Genomic DNA, 16,017 nt, shown 5'->3' with positions numbered 1-16,017 from the left:
GCACCGCCACGCGACGGCGTCCCGCACCGGGGCGCCGTCGCGGCGCGTCTCAGGGGAGCTCGGTCGCCCAGCCCCGCTGCAACGCCCGCAGCACCTCGTCGAGCAGGTCGGCGAGCTCGGAGCCGTCGTCGGCCAGCCAGCGCTCGTAGGCCGCGATGCACACGCCCAGGCAGGCGTGCCCGACGCTCTGCGGGACGAGCTCCGAGGAGTCCTCACCACGACGCTCGGCAACGTGGTCGGCCACGACCTCCCGCCACGAGGCGTAGCGCAGCGTCGAGTGCGCCTGCAGCGCCGGGGTCTGCAGGATCAGCCGCAGCCGGCGCCGGTGCCAGGGCTGCTCGTCCGGCTCGACGTGGTTGAACTCCAGCACCGCCCGCCGGACCCCCTCCAGCGTCGGCAGGTCCGACGGCTGGGCCGCGAGCACCGCACGCATCCGCACCAGCTGCTCGTCGAAGGCGCCCCAGGCGATGTCGTTCTTCGAGGCGAAGTACCGGAAGAACGTGCGACGCCCGATCCCCGCGGCGTGCGCGACGTCGTCGACGGTCGTGTGCTCGAACCCCTGGTCGCTGAACATCTCCAGCGCGATGTGCTCGATCTCCGAGCGGGAGGTGACCGGGCGACGACCGGCGCGGCGCGCCCCGCCCCCGCCGGTACTCCCGGTCCCGTCGTTCTCGGTCACCGCTGACATCGTCGCCCCGCCGTGCTCCCCGACTCCTCCGTCGTGCCTGCGACCGGCGGACCGGGAGGGTCGAGCGGAACGCCGTCGGCCCCGATCATCCCACGTCGCGGTCGGCGCGTCGGCGCACGTCGCCCCTGTTCGGCGGCCGTTCGTCGCGCGGGCCCTCCACTTTGTCGGTGTTGCGCGGCACACTCGCGGCCAGACGGACCGGGACCCACCCGGACGGGTACGTCGAGGGGGAACCATGAGCGCACCCGCACGGGCCGCCGACACCACCGTGGACGAGCGGCCACCCGAGGAACGCCTCGAGGACCACCGGCGCGAGCTGACCGGTTACTGCTATCGGATGCTCGGCTCGGCCTTCGAGGCCGAGGACGCGGTGCAGGACACGATGGTCCGGGCCTGGAAGGGCGTCGCGAAGTTCGACGGCCGCTCCTCGCTGCGGTCCTGGCTGTACCGCATCGCCACCAACGTCTGCATCGACGCGCTGAACGGGCGCAAGCGCCGCGCCGTCCCGATGGACATCGGCGGCCCCGGCGCACCGGTCGCCGAGTCGCTGCGCGAGCCGCTGCCCGACGCCGAGTGGCTCGAGCCGATGCCCGACGCCCGGGTGTCGACGCCGGCCGGGGACCCGGCGGACAAGGCCGTCGCGAAGGAGACGATCCGGCTCGCGTTCATCGCGGCGCTGCAGCACCTGCCGGCCCGCCAGCGCGCGGTGCTGATCCTGCGCGAGGTCCTGTGCTGGAAGGCCGCCGAGGTCGCACAGCTGCTGGACACGTCGGTCGCCTCGGTCAACAGCGCCCTGCAGCGCGCCCGCGCCACCCTGAACGAGCAGGGGATCTCCGAGGCCGCACCGAAGACGTCCCCGGCGATGGACCCGGCCCAGACCGCGCTGCTGATGCGCTACATGGCGGCGTTCGAGGCGTTCGACATGGAGGCGCTGACCGCGCTGCTCCACGAGGACGTCGAGCAGAACATGCCCCCGCTGGAGCTCTGGTTCCGCGGCCGGGACGACGTCATCGCCTGGATGGCGACCGGCCCCGGGCAGGGCTGCCGTGGGTCGCGGGTGGCTCCGGTGGAGATCAACGGGACGGTCGGCTTCGCCCAGTGGAAGCCGTCCGGGCCGAACGGGGAGTTCGAGGCCTGGGGCATCACCGCCCTGCGGATCGAGGACGGGGCCGTCACCGGGCTGAGCATCTTCCTCAACACCGAGCTGTTCGGCTACTTCGGGCTGCCGCTGAAGCTGGCCGACCGGCCGGAGCTGTGGGAGCCGAAGGCGGGCTGACGCCGCCCGGACTCGCCGCCTGGCCGGGGCTGCGCATCACGGCCCGGCTCGGCGGCGGGCACCGCGGCGCGGTCTGGGCGGCGACCGACGGGAGCCGACGGCTGGTGGTCCACCGCAGCGGGCGGACGCCCGCGGCGCTGGACTGGGAGCTCGACCTGACCGGCGAGCTGCGGGCCCACGGTTTCCGCGTACCCGAGGTCGTCCCGACCGGTGACGGGCGACGGCGGTGCGGGGCGGACGTCGTCCGGACCTGGCTCGACGGCGACCCGCCCGGGCCGGGCGACGAGGCGACCGTCGCCGCCGAGCTGCACCGGCTGCACGCCCTCACCTCGGGGCGGGGCCAGCGGCCGGGGTTCGTGGGCACGATCGAGCTGCTCGCGGGCGCCGTCCGGGGCGGGGACGTGGACCTGACCGCGATGCCGTCCGACGTCGTCGCGGAGTGCCGGGCCGCGTGGGCCGTGCTGGACGGTCCGGTCGCCGTCGTCCACGGCGACCCCGGCCCGGGCAACATCCGGGTCCTGGACGGACGCCCGGGCCTGCTCGACTGGGACGAGTGCCGGGTGGACCGGACGGCGCTCGACCTCGACGGTGGGCCCGGGGCGGCCCGCGAGGTCCGACGCGCCGTCGACGCGTGGGAGGTCGCCGCCTGCTGGACCGTCGAACCCGGCTACGCCCGGGAGCGGCTCGCCGCGCTGCGCGCCGCCCCGTGACCGGGCCTCACGCCGCCGGCGTCACCGCGGCGACCCGCTCCCCTGCCGTCCGGGCGTCGACGCGGGCGCGCTCGCGCTTCTCCGCGGCCAGCGGGCGCAGCTCGCTCATCGCGGGCACCACGTCGGCCAGGGTCAGTTCCGTCTCCACGACGGTCACGTCGGCACCCCACACGTCGCGCAGGATGCGGGTGATCCAGCCGGAGCCGTGGTCCCAGCCCTCGCGCGGGGTGCCCGGCCCGTAGCCGCCGCCCCGGGAGACGACGAGCACGACCGGGCGGCCGGCGAGGGGCGTGCTGCCCGGCGCGAACCGGGTGTCGGTGATCAGGGCGTCGACCCAGGTCTTCAGGTGCGCGGCGATGCCGAAGTTGTAGAGCGGCGACCCGATGACGACGGCGTCCGCGGCCAGCACCTCGTCGGCCAGCTCCGCGATGCGCGCGAGGACCCCGCGCTGCTCCGGGGTGCGGTCGGCCTCGGCCACGTACCCGGCCGCGACCGCGGTGGTCCACAGGTCGGCGGGCAGCGGGGCGGTGCCCAGGTCACGGCGGACGACCTCGGCCCCCGGCCGCGCGTCGAGGTAGGCGCGCTCGACCTCGTCGGCGATCTCGCGGCTGACGGAGCCCTCGGTGCGGATGCTCGCGTCGAGTCGGAACAGGGACACGGTGACCTCCCGGTCGATCTGAAGTGAAGATGTTCTGTTGAACAGAGTATCTGCACGGGAGAAGACCTTGCAAGCACGTATCCTGTGACGATGTCCGGTCCGTCCGCCCCGCAGAGCGTCGAGTGCGACCTGGCGTGGGCGTTGACCCGGGTGGCGCGCGACCACGCCACGGCGGTGCAGTGCGTCGTCGGCACGCTGCCCGGCGGTCAGCGCGGTTTCCAGGTGCTCGCCGCCGCGGCCGGGGACGATCCGCCCACCCAGCTCGCACTCGCCCGCAAGCTCGGCGTGGACCGCACCGTGATGACCTACCTGCTGGACAAGGTCCAGGAGGCGGGACTGATCGAGCGGCACCCCGACCCGAACGACCGGCGGGCCCGCCGGATCGTGCTCACCACGGCCGGCCGGGCGCTGCTCTGCGAGACCGAGACGCGGCTGCGCGCCGCCGAGGCCCACATCCTGGCGCCGCTCTCGCCGGACGAGCAGGGCGCGCTCCGGACGCTGCTGCGCCGGGTCGCGACCGCGGGCACCGACCCGACCTCCGCCGAGGGCGAACCCCGTCCGCCGTCGGCGTAACCGCAGGTCGGGCGGTCCGTCCCGGCTCTAGCGTCGGACGGGCACCCGAGGAGCGGAGATCCGATGCCCGTCCTGTCCACCCCGTCCGACCCCGCCGACCGCCTGCTCGGCGAGCGGATCGTGCTGCTCGCCCGCGAGCTCGACGACGACGTCGCCGCCGAGACCTGCGCGCGCCTGCTGCTGCTGGCCGCGGAGGACCCGCGCCGCGACATCACCCTGCACGTCCTGGCGCCCGGCGGCTCCCCGGTCGCCGCGATGGCGGTGCACGACACGATCCGCACGCTCGGAGTCGACGTCGCGACCGTCGCCGCGGGATCGCTCGCGGGCCCGGTGCCGTTCCTCGTCGCGTCGGGGACGCCGGGCAAGCGGCTCGCCCGCGCGCACGCCGCGTTCCTGCCCACCGCCGACGGTCCGGTCCGCGGCTCGCACCCCGGCGACGTGCGGGTCCGGGCCGACCACCTCGCCGGACGCCGCCGCGAGATCGAGTCGCTGACCGCGGCGTACTGCGGCGCCCCACTGCCCGACGACGCCCGGGACCGCTGGCTGTCGGCGGCGGAGGCGGTGACCTTCGGCATCGTCGACGGGCTGTCGGAGGCCCCGGGCCGAAACGGATAGCTAGAGTCTCCGATGTGCGAGTCTCGGATCTGTCCCGGTCGTCCGGTGTCCCCGTCGCGACGATCAAGTACTACCTGCGCGAGGGCCTGCTGCCCCGCGGCGAGACGACGTCACCGAACCAGGCCCGCTACGACGACGCGCACGTCCGCCGGCTGCGCCTGATCCGGGCGCTCGTCGAGGTCGGCGGGCTGCCGATCGCCACCGTCCGCGAGGTGCTGTCGGCCGTCGACGACCCCGCGGTCGGCCTGCACGACATGCTCGGCCGGACGGTCTACGCGATCACCGGTGACGTCGGCGCGTCCGGCTCGCTCGACGAGGCGGAGGCCGACCTGGCCGGAGCCATGGCCCACGTGGGCTGGCAGGTCGAGAAGGACGCGCCCGCCCTGGCCGGGGCCCGGTCGGTGCTGGCCCGGATGCACGAGCTGGGCTGGGGACCCGGCGAGGAGACCCTGCGGGCGTGGGCCGAGGCCGCCGACCGCGCCGCGGAGGGTGACCTGGCCGCGATCGGGCGGACCGCCGACCGCGAGGAGGCCGCGGAGACCGCACTGGTCGGCACCGTCCTCGGCGACGCCCTGCTCGCGGCCCTGCGCCGGATCGCCCAGGAGAGCCGCTCCGCGCGGCTCTACCGCGCCGGACCCTGAGTCCCCGGCAGCCGCACCGTCACCAGCACCGCGCGGTGGTCGCTGCCCGGGGTCTCGAGGACGACGTGGCGGCGGGTCACCGACCCGCGGGGCACGAGGACGTGGTCGATGCGGATCCCGGCCCAGCGCGGCAGCGACGACGGGAAGGTCGCCACGAGCCCCCGCCCGGTGCCATCGGTGGCGTCGACGCAGCCGCCGGACGCGTCGCGCAGCCGCCGGTGGTCGACGACGGCGTTGAGGTCCCCGGCCACGACCGGCGCCGGTCGGGTGCGGGTCCACTCCCCGATCAGCGCGAGCTCACCGGTCCACAGCTCGGTCCACCGCGGGTTCGTCGGTGCGGAGGTGTGCACCGCGTACAGCGTCCGGGCACCGAGCAGCCCGCCGGTGACCTCCAGGTGCGGCAGCCGCATCCCCTGTCCGGGCCGGACGTCGACGTCCCCGGCCCGCGGCGCGACCAGCACCACCGTGCCGCGCTGGTCCGGGACGCCGGGCGGGACCGAGGACCAGCCGCGGTAGCCGTCGAGCAGGAGCAGGAGCCGGTCGAGGTAGGCGACGCCCGCCTCGGGCAGCACGACGACGTCCGGCCGCTCCCGGGTCACCGTCGCGGCGAGCGCACCGGTGTCGGCCCGCCCCAGCAGCACGTTCGCGACGAGCACGGTCAGCTCGGGCCCGTCCGGCAGCGGCCCGGCCGGGCGCGGCAGCACCCGTCGCAGCGCGGGAGCGGCGGCGGCGGCGCCGGCCAGCCCCACCGCCGTCGCGGTGCGGCGCAGCCCGGCGAGCCGCAGGAGACCCGCGACCCCCAGTCCTGCGACGCCGAGGTGCGGGCGCAGCGCGGTCAGCCCGACCAGGGCGGAGCGCCGGTCGGTCCGCCACCGCCGCGGCAGCACGGTGACGGCGGTACGCAGGGCTCGGTCGACGATCACGGACACGGGGGGACAACGGACGCGGGCCGCACTCGGTTCCACCTGATCCACATGGACAGTACGAGTATCCGATAGTTACGGTATCCGCATGAGGGGCATCGTCGCGTGGCACCGTCCGTTGATGGTCGTCGGTCTCGCCTGCGCCGCGGCCGTGCCGCTCGGCGTCCTGGGCACCCTCGTCGACCCGCGCGAGGTGCTCGGCGCGCCGGTATGGCTCAAGCCCACCAAGTTCGCCGTCTCCATCGCGATCTTCTGCGTGACCTGGGCCTGGCTGTACGACCAGCTGCGTTCCAGGCGCGGCCGGACCCGTGGCGCGTTCCTCGCGGGCACGGTCGCGGCGGTGGCCCTCGCGGTGGAGATGGTCGTCATCGCCGTCCAGGCCGGGCGGGGCACGACCAGCCACTTCAACTACACCTCGCCGCTCGACACCGGCCTGTGGGCCACCATGGGGATCTCGATCGTCCTCGCCTGGCTGGCGACGTTGTGGGTCGCCGCCGGCCTGTTCGCGGTGCGCGACCTCGACCCCGCCCGCACCGTCGCGATCCGCGCCGGGGCGGTGCTCGCGCTGGTCGGGATGGCGCTCGGCTTCCTGATGACCTCACCGACCCCGGGCCAGCTCGCCGACTTCCGCGGGATCGCCGGAGCGCACACCGTCGGCGTCCCCGACGGCGGCCCGGGCCTGCCGCTGGTCGGGTGGAGCACGCTGGGCGGTGACCTGCGCGTCCCGCACTTCGTCGGGATGCACGCGCTGCAGCTGCTGCCACTGCTGCTGATCGCGTTCGAGCTGACCGCCTGGCGGGTGGCCCGGCTGGCCGACCCACGGGTGCGCCGCGACCTGATGACGACGGCCGCCGCCGGCTACACCGGCCTGCTCGCCCTGCTGACCTGGCAGGCCCTGCGGGGACAGCCGCTCGTCTCCCCGGACGCGTTCACCGTCGCCGCCGCCGGGATGCTGACGGTCCTGGTGGTGGCCGGTGCCGTCGTCGCGCTGCGGGAGCGACGACCGGTGCTCACGCCAGGCAGGTGAGCGGGCGCCCGCCGTTGTACTCGACCATCTCGGCGAGCGCGGCCATGATGTCGATCGGGGCGCCGCGCTCGGCGCCGTCGAGCTCGGCGTAGGCGCGGTGCAGGTTCCCGACGATGCGCTCGGCGTCCGGCCAGTCGCTGAACCGGCCGAGGTCGGCGTCGCGGGCGGCCTCCAGCGGGCGGATGCCGGCGTCGCGGGCGCGCTCGGCCAGGTCGAGGACGAACCGCAGGTAGTCGAGCGTGTCCCGGACCGGCCCGTCACCCTGGAACACCGGCCCGTGGCCGGGCACCGTCGTCGCGGCCCCGAGCGGGAGCACCACCTGCTCCAGGACGTCGATCGCGCCGGTCACCGAGCCCATCAGCAGGAACGGGGTGCCGCTGTTGAAGACCAGGTCCCCGCAGTAGAGGACCGACCGGTCGGGCACGTGCACGAGGACGTCGTTGGTGGTGTGAGCGGGCGTCCCGACGTGGAGGACGTCGGCCCGCAGGTCCCCCAGGTGCAGCGCGATGCGGTCGGTGAAGGTGAGGAACGGCGGGTCCAGCGGGAGCGAGCCCCAGTCGCCGTGGTCCCAGAACGGCAGATCCCGGGGCGGGCCGAAGGCGACCATCTCCGCGCGTGCCCGCTCGTGCGCGACGACCGTCGCGCCCGAGAACAGGGCGTTGCCCCAGGTGTGGTCGCCGTGGTGGTGGGTGTTGACCAGCGTGCGGACCGGCCGGTCGGTGACCTCGCCGATCGCGGCCGCGAAGGCCCGGGTCCGGCGCTCGGTGGAACAGGAGTCGACGGCGACGGCGCCCTGCGGCCCGACGAGCAGGCCCGCGTTGTTGATCCACCAGGTGCCGTCCGGCTGGACGTAGGCGTAGAGCCCGTCGGAGATCTCCTGCAGCCGGGGCGGGCCGGGGACGGTGATGTCGTGCGGGTGGGTGCTCATCGGCCGATCATGACCGGAACCGACCCCGAACGCACGAGAGCCGGTCGGTGGCTACCGACCGGCTCTGCGGGGGATCAGGACTGTGGCCAGGGGCGGGGTCGAACCGCCGACCTTCCGCTTTTCAGGCGGACGCTCGTACCAACTGAGCTACCTGGCCCCGGCCTCCGGTGAACCGGAGATCCAGAGAGTGGAGCGACCCAGACGGGACTCGAACCCGCGACCTTCGCCGTGACAGGGCGACGCGCTAACCAACTGCGCCACTGGGCCTTGCTCTCGCGAGAAGCATCGTATCCGATACCTCTCCCGGTACCCCCAACGGGATTCGAACCCGCGCTGCCGCCTTGAAAGGGCGGAGTCCTAGGCCGCTAGACGATGGGGGCTGGGACCAGGCCCGAGGGCCTCGACCTTCCCTCAACGGCTGTCCGTTGGGAGTGAGGAAACCTTACGACACCGCTCCGAGAGGCCCTGCAACCACCCCCCGGTTCCGGCGTCGCCGCAGGTCAGCGAGCCACGGGTGGCGGCTGTTCCGGGTTGCCGGAGATCAGCCCCAGCATGTCGAGCAGCTCGCGCAGGTCTTCGGAGTCGTCCGAGTTCCGGGCGACGACGAGCCGGGCGCGCTGCACCTGGTCGTCGGAGACCTTGAAGGCGTCGGCCGCGTTCCGCGGCGCCGGAATGGAACTGGTGTCGTCGTCGATGCCGCGCTTCGCGCCGATGGTCACGAGGCCTCCCCGTAGGCCGCCAGGACCTGCTCCGGGCCCGTCCGTGGGACGCGCCGCGTGCCGGTGTCCGTCGGTACCGCCACGTGTTGTGGCCGTGACCAAGACGTTACCCATCGTGCGGGGGCCCCGCACGCCCCTTCCCGGGTGACGGCCGGTCACCCAGCGCTGCGCGGGACGGGTGCGGCTCAGCGATCCGGCGAGACCCGGCAGGGGCTGCCGGACAGCTCCCCGACCGGCACGGATGCCGCCAGCGCCCGGTACCCGGCGGGCGACGGGTGGAGCCCGTCGCCGGAGTCCAGGTCGGGCCGGAGCCGGAGCGGGTCACCCGGGTCGCCCAGTGCGGCGGCCGCGTCGATCACCCCGTCGGCCCAGCGGCGGCCGTCCGAACGGAGCCAGCCGTTCACCTCGTCCCGGGCCGCGACGGCCGTCGGGGTGGCGCGACCGCCGCTGGCCGACGGCGGGATGGTGGTGAGGAACACGCGCAGCCCCGCGGCGCGGGCGCGCTGGGCGAAGCCCTGCAGCCCGGCGACGAGGTCACCGCCGGCCGCGCCGGCGGCGAGGTCGTTGGTGCCGACGAGCAGCACCACGTCGCGCACGCCGGGGACGGCGGCCACGTCGTCGTCCCAGCGGGTCGACGGCGCGTCACCGCCGGCCGGCGGGTCGTCCTGCAGCAGCTGGTTGCGCGACAGCCCCGCGTTGAGCACGATCATCGGCCGGTCGCCGCCCGCCGCGGACAGCCGGGCGGCGAGCTGGTCGGGGAAGCGGTCGTCGCCGCCGGGGGTGGAGCCCACGCCGTCGACGAGGGAGTCCCCGATCACGAGGACGGCGCCGTCCGGGCGGGGCGCCAGGACCTCCAGACCGGTCAGCACCGGCCAGGACTGCAGGGTCGTGTCGAAGCCCGCCGCGTCCGGCGCCGCGGTGCGGTCCCCCGGCCCGGACAGCCACGCGGTGCGCATCGCGACCGGGTGCGAGCCGATCGTGCGCGGCACCTCGGCGAGGAACAGGCTCACCGTCAGCGGCACGCCCGCCGCGGCGGCGACCGGTGCGGGATCGGTCAGCACCTCGGCACCCGCCGGGATGTCGGCCACGGGGGCACCGCCGACGGTCAGCGGGACCGGCCGGGTCACCGCGGCGCCCGGGCCGGTGGCGCCGACGGTCATCGCCGCGATCCGCAGCGGCCCGTCGCCGTGCCGGTTGGACAGCCGCAGCCGCAGCTCCTCCCCCGCCGCGCCGGGCCGCACCACCATCCGCAGCGTCCGGCCGGCGAGGCTGTCGCCGGGGACGGCCTGCTGCGCGGCGTGCCAGGCGGCCGTCCAGCCGGGGGTGCACGTCGTCGCCGCGGCCGCCGCCGGGACGACCGACGGGACCGGGGCGCAGCCCGCGGCCACGAGCCCGGCGAGCAGTGTCCCGAGCACCGCCGCACCGGCGGGACCCCGCCTGCCACGCCACCGGACCGCACCGTCGTCGGGCCGCACCGGCACCGCCTCTCGTCCGTGGGCCCGCCCGCGGATCGGACGGGTCCCCCACGCGCTGTGTCGGGCCGTCACCCGATCACGTTACGGATCTGCCCGGTCACACTGCGACGATCGGCGCATCGTCGTCGACGAACGGCCTGTCCCTCCGGAGCGGTCCGCCCACGAGAGGGCTGCACACTGTCGGTGTCACCTCCTAGGGTCGTCGGCGACACGAGGGGCGGCCACCGTGGGCCGCCGGGATCGCCAGGGGAAGAGGACGACGGTGACCGCCTACGAGGAGATCTTCCGTTCCAGTGTGGACGACCGTGAGGGCTTCTGGCTCCGCGCGGCCGACGGGATCGACTGGGACGTCGCCCCGACCCGCGCGCTCGACGAGTCGAACCCGCCGTTCTACCGCTGGTTCCCCGACGGGGAGCTGAACGTCGCGTACAACGCGCTCGACCGGCACGTCGACGCCGGGAACGGCGACCGCACGGCCCTGGTGTACGACTCGCCGGTCACCGGGTCGCGGCGCTCCTACACCTACGCGGAGCTGCGCGACGAGGTCGCGCTGTTCGCGGGCGTGCTGCGCGACCAGGGCGTCGGCCACGGCGACCGGGTCGTCGTCTACATGCCGATGGTCCCCGAGGCCGCGATCGCGATGCTCGCCTGCGCCCGCCTCGGCGCCGTCCACTCGGTGGTCTTCGGCGGGTTCGCCGCCAAGGAGCTCGCCGTCCGGATCGACGACGCCGGGCCCAAGGTCGTCGTCTCGGCGTCCTGCGGCATCGAGGGCAAGCGCGTCATCGAGTACAAGCCGCTGCTCGACCGGGCGATCGAGCTGTCGGACCGCAAGCCCACGTCCACGGTGATCCTGCAGCGCGAGCAGGCCACCGCGCAGCTGGGCCCGGCCGACGTCGACTGGGCCGAGGCCGTCGCCCGCGCCACGCCCGCCGACCCGGTCCCGGTGAAGGCCACCGACCCGCTCTACGTGCTCTACACCTCCGGCACCACCGGCAAGCCGAAGGGCGTGGTGCGCGACTCGGGCGGCTACGCCGTCGCCCTGGCCTGGTCGATGCCCAACATCTACGACGTCGGCCCCGGCGAGACGATCTTCACCGCGTCCGACGTCGGCTGGGTCGTCGGCCACTCCTACATCGTCTACGCGCCGCTGCTGGCCGGGGCGACGACCGTGCTCTACGAGGGCAAGCCCGTCGGCACGCCGGACGCCGGCCAGTTCTGGCGGGTCGTCCAGGAGAACGGGGTGAAGTCGGTCTTCACCGCGCCCACGGCGTTCCGGGCGATCAAGAAGGAGGACCCGAAGGGCGAGTTCCTCGGGCAGTACGACGTCTCCTCGCTGAAGTACCTCTTCCTCGCCGGCGAGCGCCTCGACCCCGAGACCCACCGCTGGGCCTCGGACCTGCTCGGCATCCCCGTCATCGACCACTGGTGGCAGACCGAGACCGGCTGGCCGATCGCGGCCAACCCGGCGGGCATCGAGCTGCTGGAGATCAAGCCCGGCTCCCCGACCCGTGCCATGCCCGGCTGGGACGTCCAGGTCCTCGACGAGCGGGGCGACCCGGCCGAGCCCGGTGTCGACGGCGCGATCGTGGCGAAGCTGCCGCTGCCGCCCGGTGCGTTCCCGACCCTGTGGAACGACGACGAGCGCTACGTCAGCTCCTACATGTCGGCGTTCGAGGGCTACTACCTCACCGGCGACGGCGGCCACCTCGACGCCGACGGCTACGTCTTCGTCATGGGCCGCACCGACGACGTCATCAACGTCGCGGGCCACCGTCTGTCCACCGGCGGGATGGAGGAGGTCCTGGCCTCGCACCCGGACGTCGCGGAGTGCGCGGTGATCGGCGTCGCGGACACCATGAAGGGGCAGATCCCGCGCGGGTTCGTGGTGCTGAAGTCCGGCGTCGACAGCGACGCGGAGGGCTACGAGGACGGGCTGCGCGCCGAGCTCGTGCAGATGGTGCGCGACCAGATCGGCGCGGTCGCCTCCCTCAAGGACGTCGCGGTCGTCCCGGCCCTGCCCAAGACCCGCTCCGGCAAGATCCTGCGCAAGACGATGCGCGGGATCGCCGACGGCGTCGAGGAGCCGGTGCCCTCCACCATCGACGACGCGTCGGTGCTGGACACGCTGCGTCCGGTGCTGCGCAGGGAGTGAGCGCCCTCCATCGGGTGGTCCGGATGCACCCCGCTTGACCCGGATCACCCGATGGCGGTAACGGCGGACGGCCGCGACCCGATGGTTGGTCGACGGCCGCTGCCGCTCCCCGGCATCCCCCCGCGCGGTCGTCGACGTGGAGGTGTGCCGTGGACCCGGCGCGACTGCGACTCGCGGCACTGGCCGCCCCGGTGGTGCTCGGCGCCCTGCTCGGCGTGGCCGCGATGCTCGAACCCGACGAGGTGCGCCTGCCCTCGGTCGGCAGCATCCCGGTGACCACCCGGGCGACGACCGCGATCCTCACCGGGGCACCGCACACCACCCCGCCGCCGACGCCCGTGCAGGCCCGCGCGAACCTCGCGCCGCAGCCGTTGCCGACCGCCGCCCAGACCCGCGACAGCCGCTGACCTGCGGCCTTCCCGAGCGGGGAAGGGAAGCATAACCGCAGGTCAGGGGGCCCTCAGTCCTGCGGCGTCGTCCCGGCGGGGGCACCATGGACGTCATGAAGGTCATCGTGGATTTCGACCGCTGCGAGAGCAACGCGGTCTGCATGGGTGTCGCGCCGGAGGTCTTCGAGGTGCGCGACGACGACTACCTCTACATCCTCGACGAGAACCCGGCCGAGTCGCTGCGGCCGAAGGTCGAGGAGGCGGCACGGAGCTGCCCCAAGGCCGCCATCACGATCGAGGGCTGAGCCCAGCGCCGGGACCGAGCCGGCGCAGGTTGCCGGGCACTCCTCGCGGCGAGCAGGATCGCGGCGACGAGTGCACCGCCTGCGAAGGAGCCGACCGTGACACAGGGCGCGACGACCGACGTCTGGACCACCCCGCTCACCCCGCTGGCCTTCCTGGGCCGCTCGGCCGAGGTGTTCGCGGAGTCCACGGCGATCGTCTACGGCGACCGCAGGCACACCTACGCCGAGTTCGCGGCGGAGGCGACCCGGGTGGCGAACGCACTCGCCGCGTCGGGCGTCGAGCCCGGTGACCGGGTCGCCTACCTGCTGCCGAACGTCCCGGAGATGCTCGTCGCGCACTTCGCGGTGCCGCTCGCCGGCGCGGTCCTGGTCGCGATCAACACGCGGCTGTCGACCGAGGAGGTCCGCTACATCCTGGACCACTCGGCGGCCACGGTGCTGGTCGTCGACGCCGTCCTGTACGAGACGGTCCGCCCGGTCGCCGACGAGCTGGCCACGGTCCGCGAGATCGTCACCGTCGTCGACCCTGCGGCGCCCGGCGACGGCGTCGGCTCCGGGACCAGCTACGCCGACCTGCTCGCCCGCGGCTCGGACGACCCGCGGCCCTGGGCCGTCGACGACGAGCGCGCCACCATCACGATCAACTACACCTCGGGGACGACCGGCAACCCGAAGGGCGTCGAGTACCACCACCGCGGTGCCTACCTGAACTCCTTCGGCGAGATCGTCCACTCCGGGCACACCGCGGACAGCGTCTACCTGTGGACGCTGCCGATGTTCCACTGCAACGGCTGGTGCACCCCGTGGGCCGTGACGGCGATCGGCGGCACCCACGTCTGCCTGCGCGAGGTCCGGGGCGACACCATCTGGCGGCTGATCGGCGAGCACGGCGTCACCCATCTCAACGGCGCCCCGACCGTCGTCACGACGATTTTGAACGCGCCCGAGGCCGTCACCCTGGGCTACCAGCTGGTGATCACCACGGCGGGGGCGCCGCCGTCGCCGACCACGATCCTGCAGATGGAGCGGATGGGGTTCCGGATCGTGCACGTGTACGGGCTCACCGAGACCTACGGGCCGTACTCGGTGAACCAGTACCAGCACGCCTGGGACGACCTCGACGCCGAGGAACGCGCCCGGCTCCAGGCCCGCCAGGGCGTCGGCATGGTGTGCGCGGACCGGGTGCGGGTCGTCGACGAGCAGATGGACGACGTCCCCCGCGACGGCGCCACGATGGGCGAGATCGTGATGCGCGGGAACAACGTCATGAAGGGCTACCACCGCGACCCCGAGAAGACCGCCGAGGCGTTCCGCGGCGGCTGGTTCCACTCCGGGGACCTGGGCGTCGTGCACCCCGACGGCTACGTCGAGCTGCGCGACCGCGCCAAGGACGTGGTGATCTCCGGTGGGGAGAACATCTCCACCGTCGAGGTCGAGCAGGCCGTCGTGTCGCACGACGCGGTGCTGGAGGCGGCCGTCGTCGGGGTGCCGGACGAGAAGTGGGGCGAGGTCTGCAAGGCCTTCGCCGTGCTCAAGCCGGGGCGGTCCGCCGAGCCCCAGGAGATCATCGACCACGTCAAGACGAGGATCGCCCGGTACAAGGCGCCCAAGTACGTCGAGCTCGTCGACGAGCTGCCCAAGACCTCCACCGGCAAGGTCCAGAAGTTCGAGCTGCGCGAGAAGGAGTGGGCAGGTCGCGGGGACTCCCGGATCCAGGGATGACGCAAATCGGTTAGCGTTGCTGAACGTGAGCATCGCAACCGAACCGGGCACGACGGACGTCGCGGCGCCGTCCGCCTTCCGCGTCGCCTCCGGCGCGGTGATCGTGACGACGGCATCGGTGCTCCCGGTGTTCCTCACCGGCGCCCTGTCGGTGCAGCTCTCGCGCGACCTGGCCTTCGACCCGTCCGGGCTGGGCCTGGTCGTCGCGCTGTACTTCGGGGTCAGTGCGCTGTGCTCGCTGCCGGTCGGCATGGTCGTCGAGCGGGTCGGGTCGCGGGTGACCAGCCGGATCGCCGTCGTCGGGGCGGCGGTGCTGATGGCGGCCCTGGCGCTGGGCGCGCGGTCCTACGTCGCGCTCGTCGTGCTGCTGCTCTGCGGCGCCTGGTGCAACGTGATGGGCCAGCTGTCGTCGAACCTGACGCTCGCGCGCTCGGTGCCCGCGCACCGACTGGGGCTGTCGTTCGGGGTGAAGCAGGCCGCGATCCCGGCGGCGACGCTGCTGGCCGGGCTGGCCGTGCCCGCGGTGGCGCTGACCGTGGGCTGGCGCTGGGCGTACGGGATCGGCGCGGTGCTGGCCCTGGCCGCGCTGTTCGCGTGCCCGCGCACCGACGCCCGTCCGGCGGCCCGCACACGGAAGGGCGACCGGGCGACGGCCGCGCTCGCGGTGATCGGCGCGGCCTCCGGGCTCGCCGCCGGGACGGCCACCGCACTCGGCATCTTCCTGGTCGCCTCGGCGGTGGACCGCGGGATCGCCCCCGGTACGGCCGGGCTGATGCTGACCCTCGGCAGCGTCGTCGGGCTGTCGGTGCGGATGCTGCACGGGTGGCTGGCCGACATGCGCTCGGGCGGCCACGTCGCCGTCGTCGCGGCGAGCCTCGCCGCGGGCGCCGGCGGGTTCCTGCTGCTCGCCGTGCCCGGGACGCCCGCGCTGGTCGTCGGGGTGGTGCTGGCGTTCGGGCTGGGCTGGGCGTGGCCGGGTCTGCTGCAGTTCGCCGTGGTGCGGCTCAACCCGTCCGCCCCGGCCGCGGCGACGTCGATCGTGCAGGTCGGTGTCTACGCCGGCGGTTTCGCCGGACCGATCGTCTTCGGCTCGCTCGCCACCCACGCGGGCTTCCCGACCGCGTGGACGGTCAACGCCGTCGTGATGCTGGTGTCGGCGGCGTTGATGCTGGTCGGGCGACGGATGCTGGTCGCGCACGCGCGTCGCTGAGCGGAA

The 16,017-nt window shown here is 74.3% G+C and carries 17 protein-coding genes and 3 tRNA genes; 11 read left to right on the top strand and 9 right to left on the bottom strand.

Annotated features, from left to right (window positions below; genetic code table 11):
- Nucleotides 1-49: 49 nt before the first annotated feature.
- Nucleotides 50-688 (bottom strand): mycofactocin system transcriptional regulator, encoded by a 639-nt coding sequence (gene mftR / locus KPL57_RS35495; protein WP_226354929.1) that lies wholly within the window; start codon nucleotides 686-688, stop codon nucleotides 50-52.
- A gap of 235 nt (nucleotides 689-923) precedes the next feature.
- Between mftR and KPL57_RS35490 the strand changes: the two genes are divergently transcribed.
- Both KPL57_RS35490 and KPL57_RS35485 read left to right on the top strand, forming a co-directional pair.
- Nucleotides 924-1,964: a sigma-70 family RNA polymerase sigma factor gene (locus KPL57_RS35490; RefSeq protein WP_226354928.1), complete on the top strand. Its 1,041-nt coding sequence runs from the start codon at nucleotides 924-926 to the stop codon at nucleotides 1,962-1,964.
- A complete protein-coding gene (locus KPL57_RS35485) occupies nucleotides 1,943-2,674 on the top strand; it encodes a phosphotransferase enzyme family protein (RefSeq protein ID WP_226354927.1) in 732 nt (243 codons plus the stop codon). Before KPL57_RS35490 ends, KPL57_RS35485 begins: the two co-directional genes overlap by 22 nt.
- A gap of 7 nt (nucleotides 2,675-2,681) precedes the next feature.
- On the opposite strand, the gene KPL57_RS35480 is transcribed toward KPL57_RS35485, so the two are convergent.
- On the bottom strand, nucleotides 2,682-3,332 hold the full coding sequence (locus tag KPL57_RS35480) for an FMN-dependent NADH-azoreductase (RefSeq protein ID WP_226354926.1): 651 nt from the start codon (nucleotides 3,330-3,332) through the stop codon (nucleotides 2,682-2,684).
- A gap of 90 nt (nucleotides 3,333-3,422) precedes the next feature.
- Between KPL57_RS35480 and KPL57_RS35475 the strand changes: the two genes are divergently transcribed.
- The 3 genes from KPL57_RS35475 to KPL57_RS35465 all read left to right on the top strand — a co-directional run bounded on the left by KPL57_RS35475 (nucleotide 3,423) and on the right by KPL57_RS35465 (nucleotide 5,161).
- Nucleotides 3,423-3,905: a MarR family winged helix-turn-helix transcriptional regulator gene (locus KPL57_RS35475; protein ID WP_226354925.1), complete on the top strand. Its 483-nt coding sequence runs from the start codon at nucleotides 3,423-3,425 to the stop codon at nucleotides 3,903-3,905.
- A gap of 63 nt (nucleotides 3,906-3,968) precedes the next feature.
- A complete protein-coding gene (locus KPL57_RS35470; protein ID WP_226354924.1) occupies nucleotides 3,969-4,520 on the top strand; it encodes an ATP-dependent Clp protease proteolytic subunit in 552 nt (183 codons plus the stop codon).
- 14 nt (nucleotides 4,521-4,534) lie between these two features.
- Complete coding sequence (locus tag KPL57_RS35465) at nucleotides 4,535-5,161, top strand: MerR family transcriptional regulator (protein ID WP_226354923.1); 627 nt, start codon at nucleotides 4,535-4,537, stop codon at nucleotides 5,159-5,161.
- Here KPL57_RS35465 and KPL57_RS35460 read toward each other — a convergent pair.
- Entirely contained in the window at nucleotides 5,143-6,084 is a 942-nt protein-coding gene (locus KPL57_RS35460; RefSeq protein WP_226354922.1) for an endonuclease/exonuclease/phosphatase family protein, read from the bottom strand. The two genes, KPL57_RS35465 and KPL57_RS35460, sit on opposite strands and share 19 nt — an antisense overlap.
- 88 nt (nucleotides 6,085-6,172) lie before the next feature.
- Between KPL57_RS35460 and KPL57_RS35455 the strand changes: the two genes are divergently transcribed.
- A complete protein-coding gene (locus KPL57_RS35455) occupies nucleotides 6,173-7,111 on the top strand; it encodes a hypothetical protein (protein ID WP_226354921.1) in 939 nt (312 codons plus the stop codon).
- Here KPL57_RS35455 and KPL57_RS35450 read toward each other — a convergent pair.
- The 6 genes from KPL57_RS35450 to KPL57_RS70565 form a co-directional block, all read right to left on the bottom strand.
- The gene (locus tag KPL57_RS35450) at nucleotides 7,095-8,039 is read right to left on the bottom strand and encodes an MBL fold metallo-hydrolase (RefSeq protein ID WP_226354920.1); all 945 of its coding nucleotides are present in this window, start codon (nucleotides 8,037-8,039) and stop codon (nucleotides 7,095-7,097) included. The two genes, KPL57_RS35455 and KPL57_RS35450, sit on opposite strands and share 17 nt — an antisense overlap.
- 83 nt (nucleotides 8,040-8,122) lie before the next feature.
- Nucleotides 8,123-8,196 (bottom strand) — tRNA-Phe (locus KPL57_RS35445).
- 36 nt (nucleotides 8,197-8,232) lie between these two features.
- Nucleotides 8,233-8,306: transfer RNA gene (locus KPL57_RS35440), tRNA-Asp, on the bottom strand.
- 40 nt (nucleotides 8,307-8,346) lie between these two features.
- Nucleotides 8,347-8,419, bottom strand: a tRNA-Glu gene (locus tag KPL57_RS35435).
- A 120-nt stretch (nucleotides 8,420-8,539) separates the two neighbouring features.
- Nucleotides 8,540-8,758: a hypothetical protein gene (locus KPL57_RS35430; RefSeq protein ID WP_062399816.1), complete on the bottom strand. Its 219-nt coding sequence runs from the start codon at nucleotides 8,756-8,758 to the stop codon at nucleotides 8,540-8,542.
- Nucleotides 8,759-8,943: 185 nt separating this feature from the next.
- Nucleotides 8,944-10,239, bottom strand: coding sequence for a GDSL-type esterase/lipase family protein (locus KPL57_RS70565; RefSeq protein WP_226354919.1), 1,296 nt, complete (start codon nucleotides 10,237-10,239; stop codon nucleotides 8,944-8,946).
- A gap of 256 nt (nucleotides 10,240-10,495) precedes the next feature.
- On the opposite strand from KPL57_RS70565, the gene KPL57_RS35420 reads away from it, so the two are divergent.
- The 5 genes from KPL57_RS35420 to KPL57_RS35400 all read left to right on the top strand — a co-directional run bounded on the left by KPL57_RS35420 (nucleotide 10,496) and on the right by KPL57_RS35400 (nucleotide 16,011).
- Entirely contained in the window at nucleotides 10,496-12,385 is a 1,890-nt protein-coding gene (locus tag KPL57_RS35420) for a propionyl-CoA synthetase (RefSeq protein ID WP_226354918.1), read from the top strand.
- Nucleotides 12,386-12,534: 149 nt separating this feature from the next.
- Nucleotides 12,535-12,792, top strand: coding sequence for a hypothetical protein (locus KPL57_RS35415; RefSeq protein WP_226354917.1), 258 nt, complete (start codon nucleotides 12,535-12,537; stop codon nucleotides 12,790-12,792).
- A 95-nt stretch (nucleotides 12,793-12,887) separates the two neighbouring features.
- Nucleotides 12,888-13,079, top strand: coding sequence for a ferredoxin (locus tag KPL57_RS35410; protein ID WP_062399810.1), 192 nt, complete (start codon nucleotides 12,888-12,890; stop codon nucleotides 13,077-13,079).
- 96 nt (nucleotides 13,080-13,175) lie between these two features.
- Nucleotides 13,176-14,801 carry an acyl--CoA ligase family protein gene (locus KPL57_RS35405; protein WP_226354916.1) on the top strand — a complete coding sequence of 542 codons (1,626 nt, stop codon included), beginning with the start codon at nucleotides 13,176-13,178 and terminating at the stop codon, nucleotides 14,799-14,801.
- A gap of 25 nt (nucleotides 14,802-14,826) precedes the next feature.
- Nucleotides 14,827-16,011, top strand: coding sequence for an MFS transporter (locus tag KPL57_RS35400; protein WP_226354915.1), 1,185 nt, complete (start codon nucleotides 14,827-14,829; stop codon nucleotides 16,009-16,011).
- Nucleotides 16,012-16,017 lie beyond the last annotated feature (6 nt).

This window comes from Pseudonocardia sp. ICBG601, assembly GCF_020496245.1.
This window is presented reverse-complemented; position numbering and strand designations above follow the sequence as displayed.

Excerpts from the sequence above, each read along its gene's own strand:
- KPL57_RS35450 (WP_226354920.1), bottom strand. The coding sequence starts at position 8,039 with ATGAGCACCCACCCGCACGACATCACCGTCCCCGGCCCGCCCCGGCTG.
- KPL57_RS35410 (WP_062399810.1), top strand. The coding sequence starts at position 12,888 with ATGAAGGTCATCGTGGATTTCGACCGCTGCGAGAGCAACGCGGTCTGC.
- KPL57_RS35475 (WP_226354925.1), top strand. The coding sequence starts at position 3,423 with ATGTCCGGTCCGTCCGCCCCGCAGAGCGTCGAGTGCGACCTGGCGTGG.
- KPL57_RS35470 (WP_226354924.1), top strand. The coding sequence starts at position 3,969 with ATGCCCGTCCTGTCCACCCCGTCCGACCCCGCCGACCGCCTGCTCGGC.
- KPL57_RS35490 (WP_226354928.1), top strand. The coding sequence starts at position 924 with ATGAGCGCACCCGCACGGGCCGCCGACACCACCGTGGACGAGCGGCCA.
- KPL57_RS35455 (WP_226354921.1), top strand. The coding sequence starts at position 6,173 with ATGAGGGGCATCGTCGCGTGGCACCGTCCGTTGATGGTCGTCGGTCTC.
- mftR (WP_226354929.1), bottom strand. The coding sequence starts at position 688 with ATGTCAGCGGTGACCGAGAACGACGGGACCGGGAGTACCGGCGGGGGC.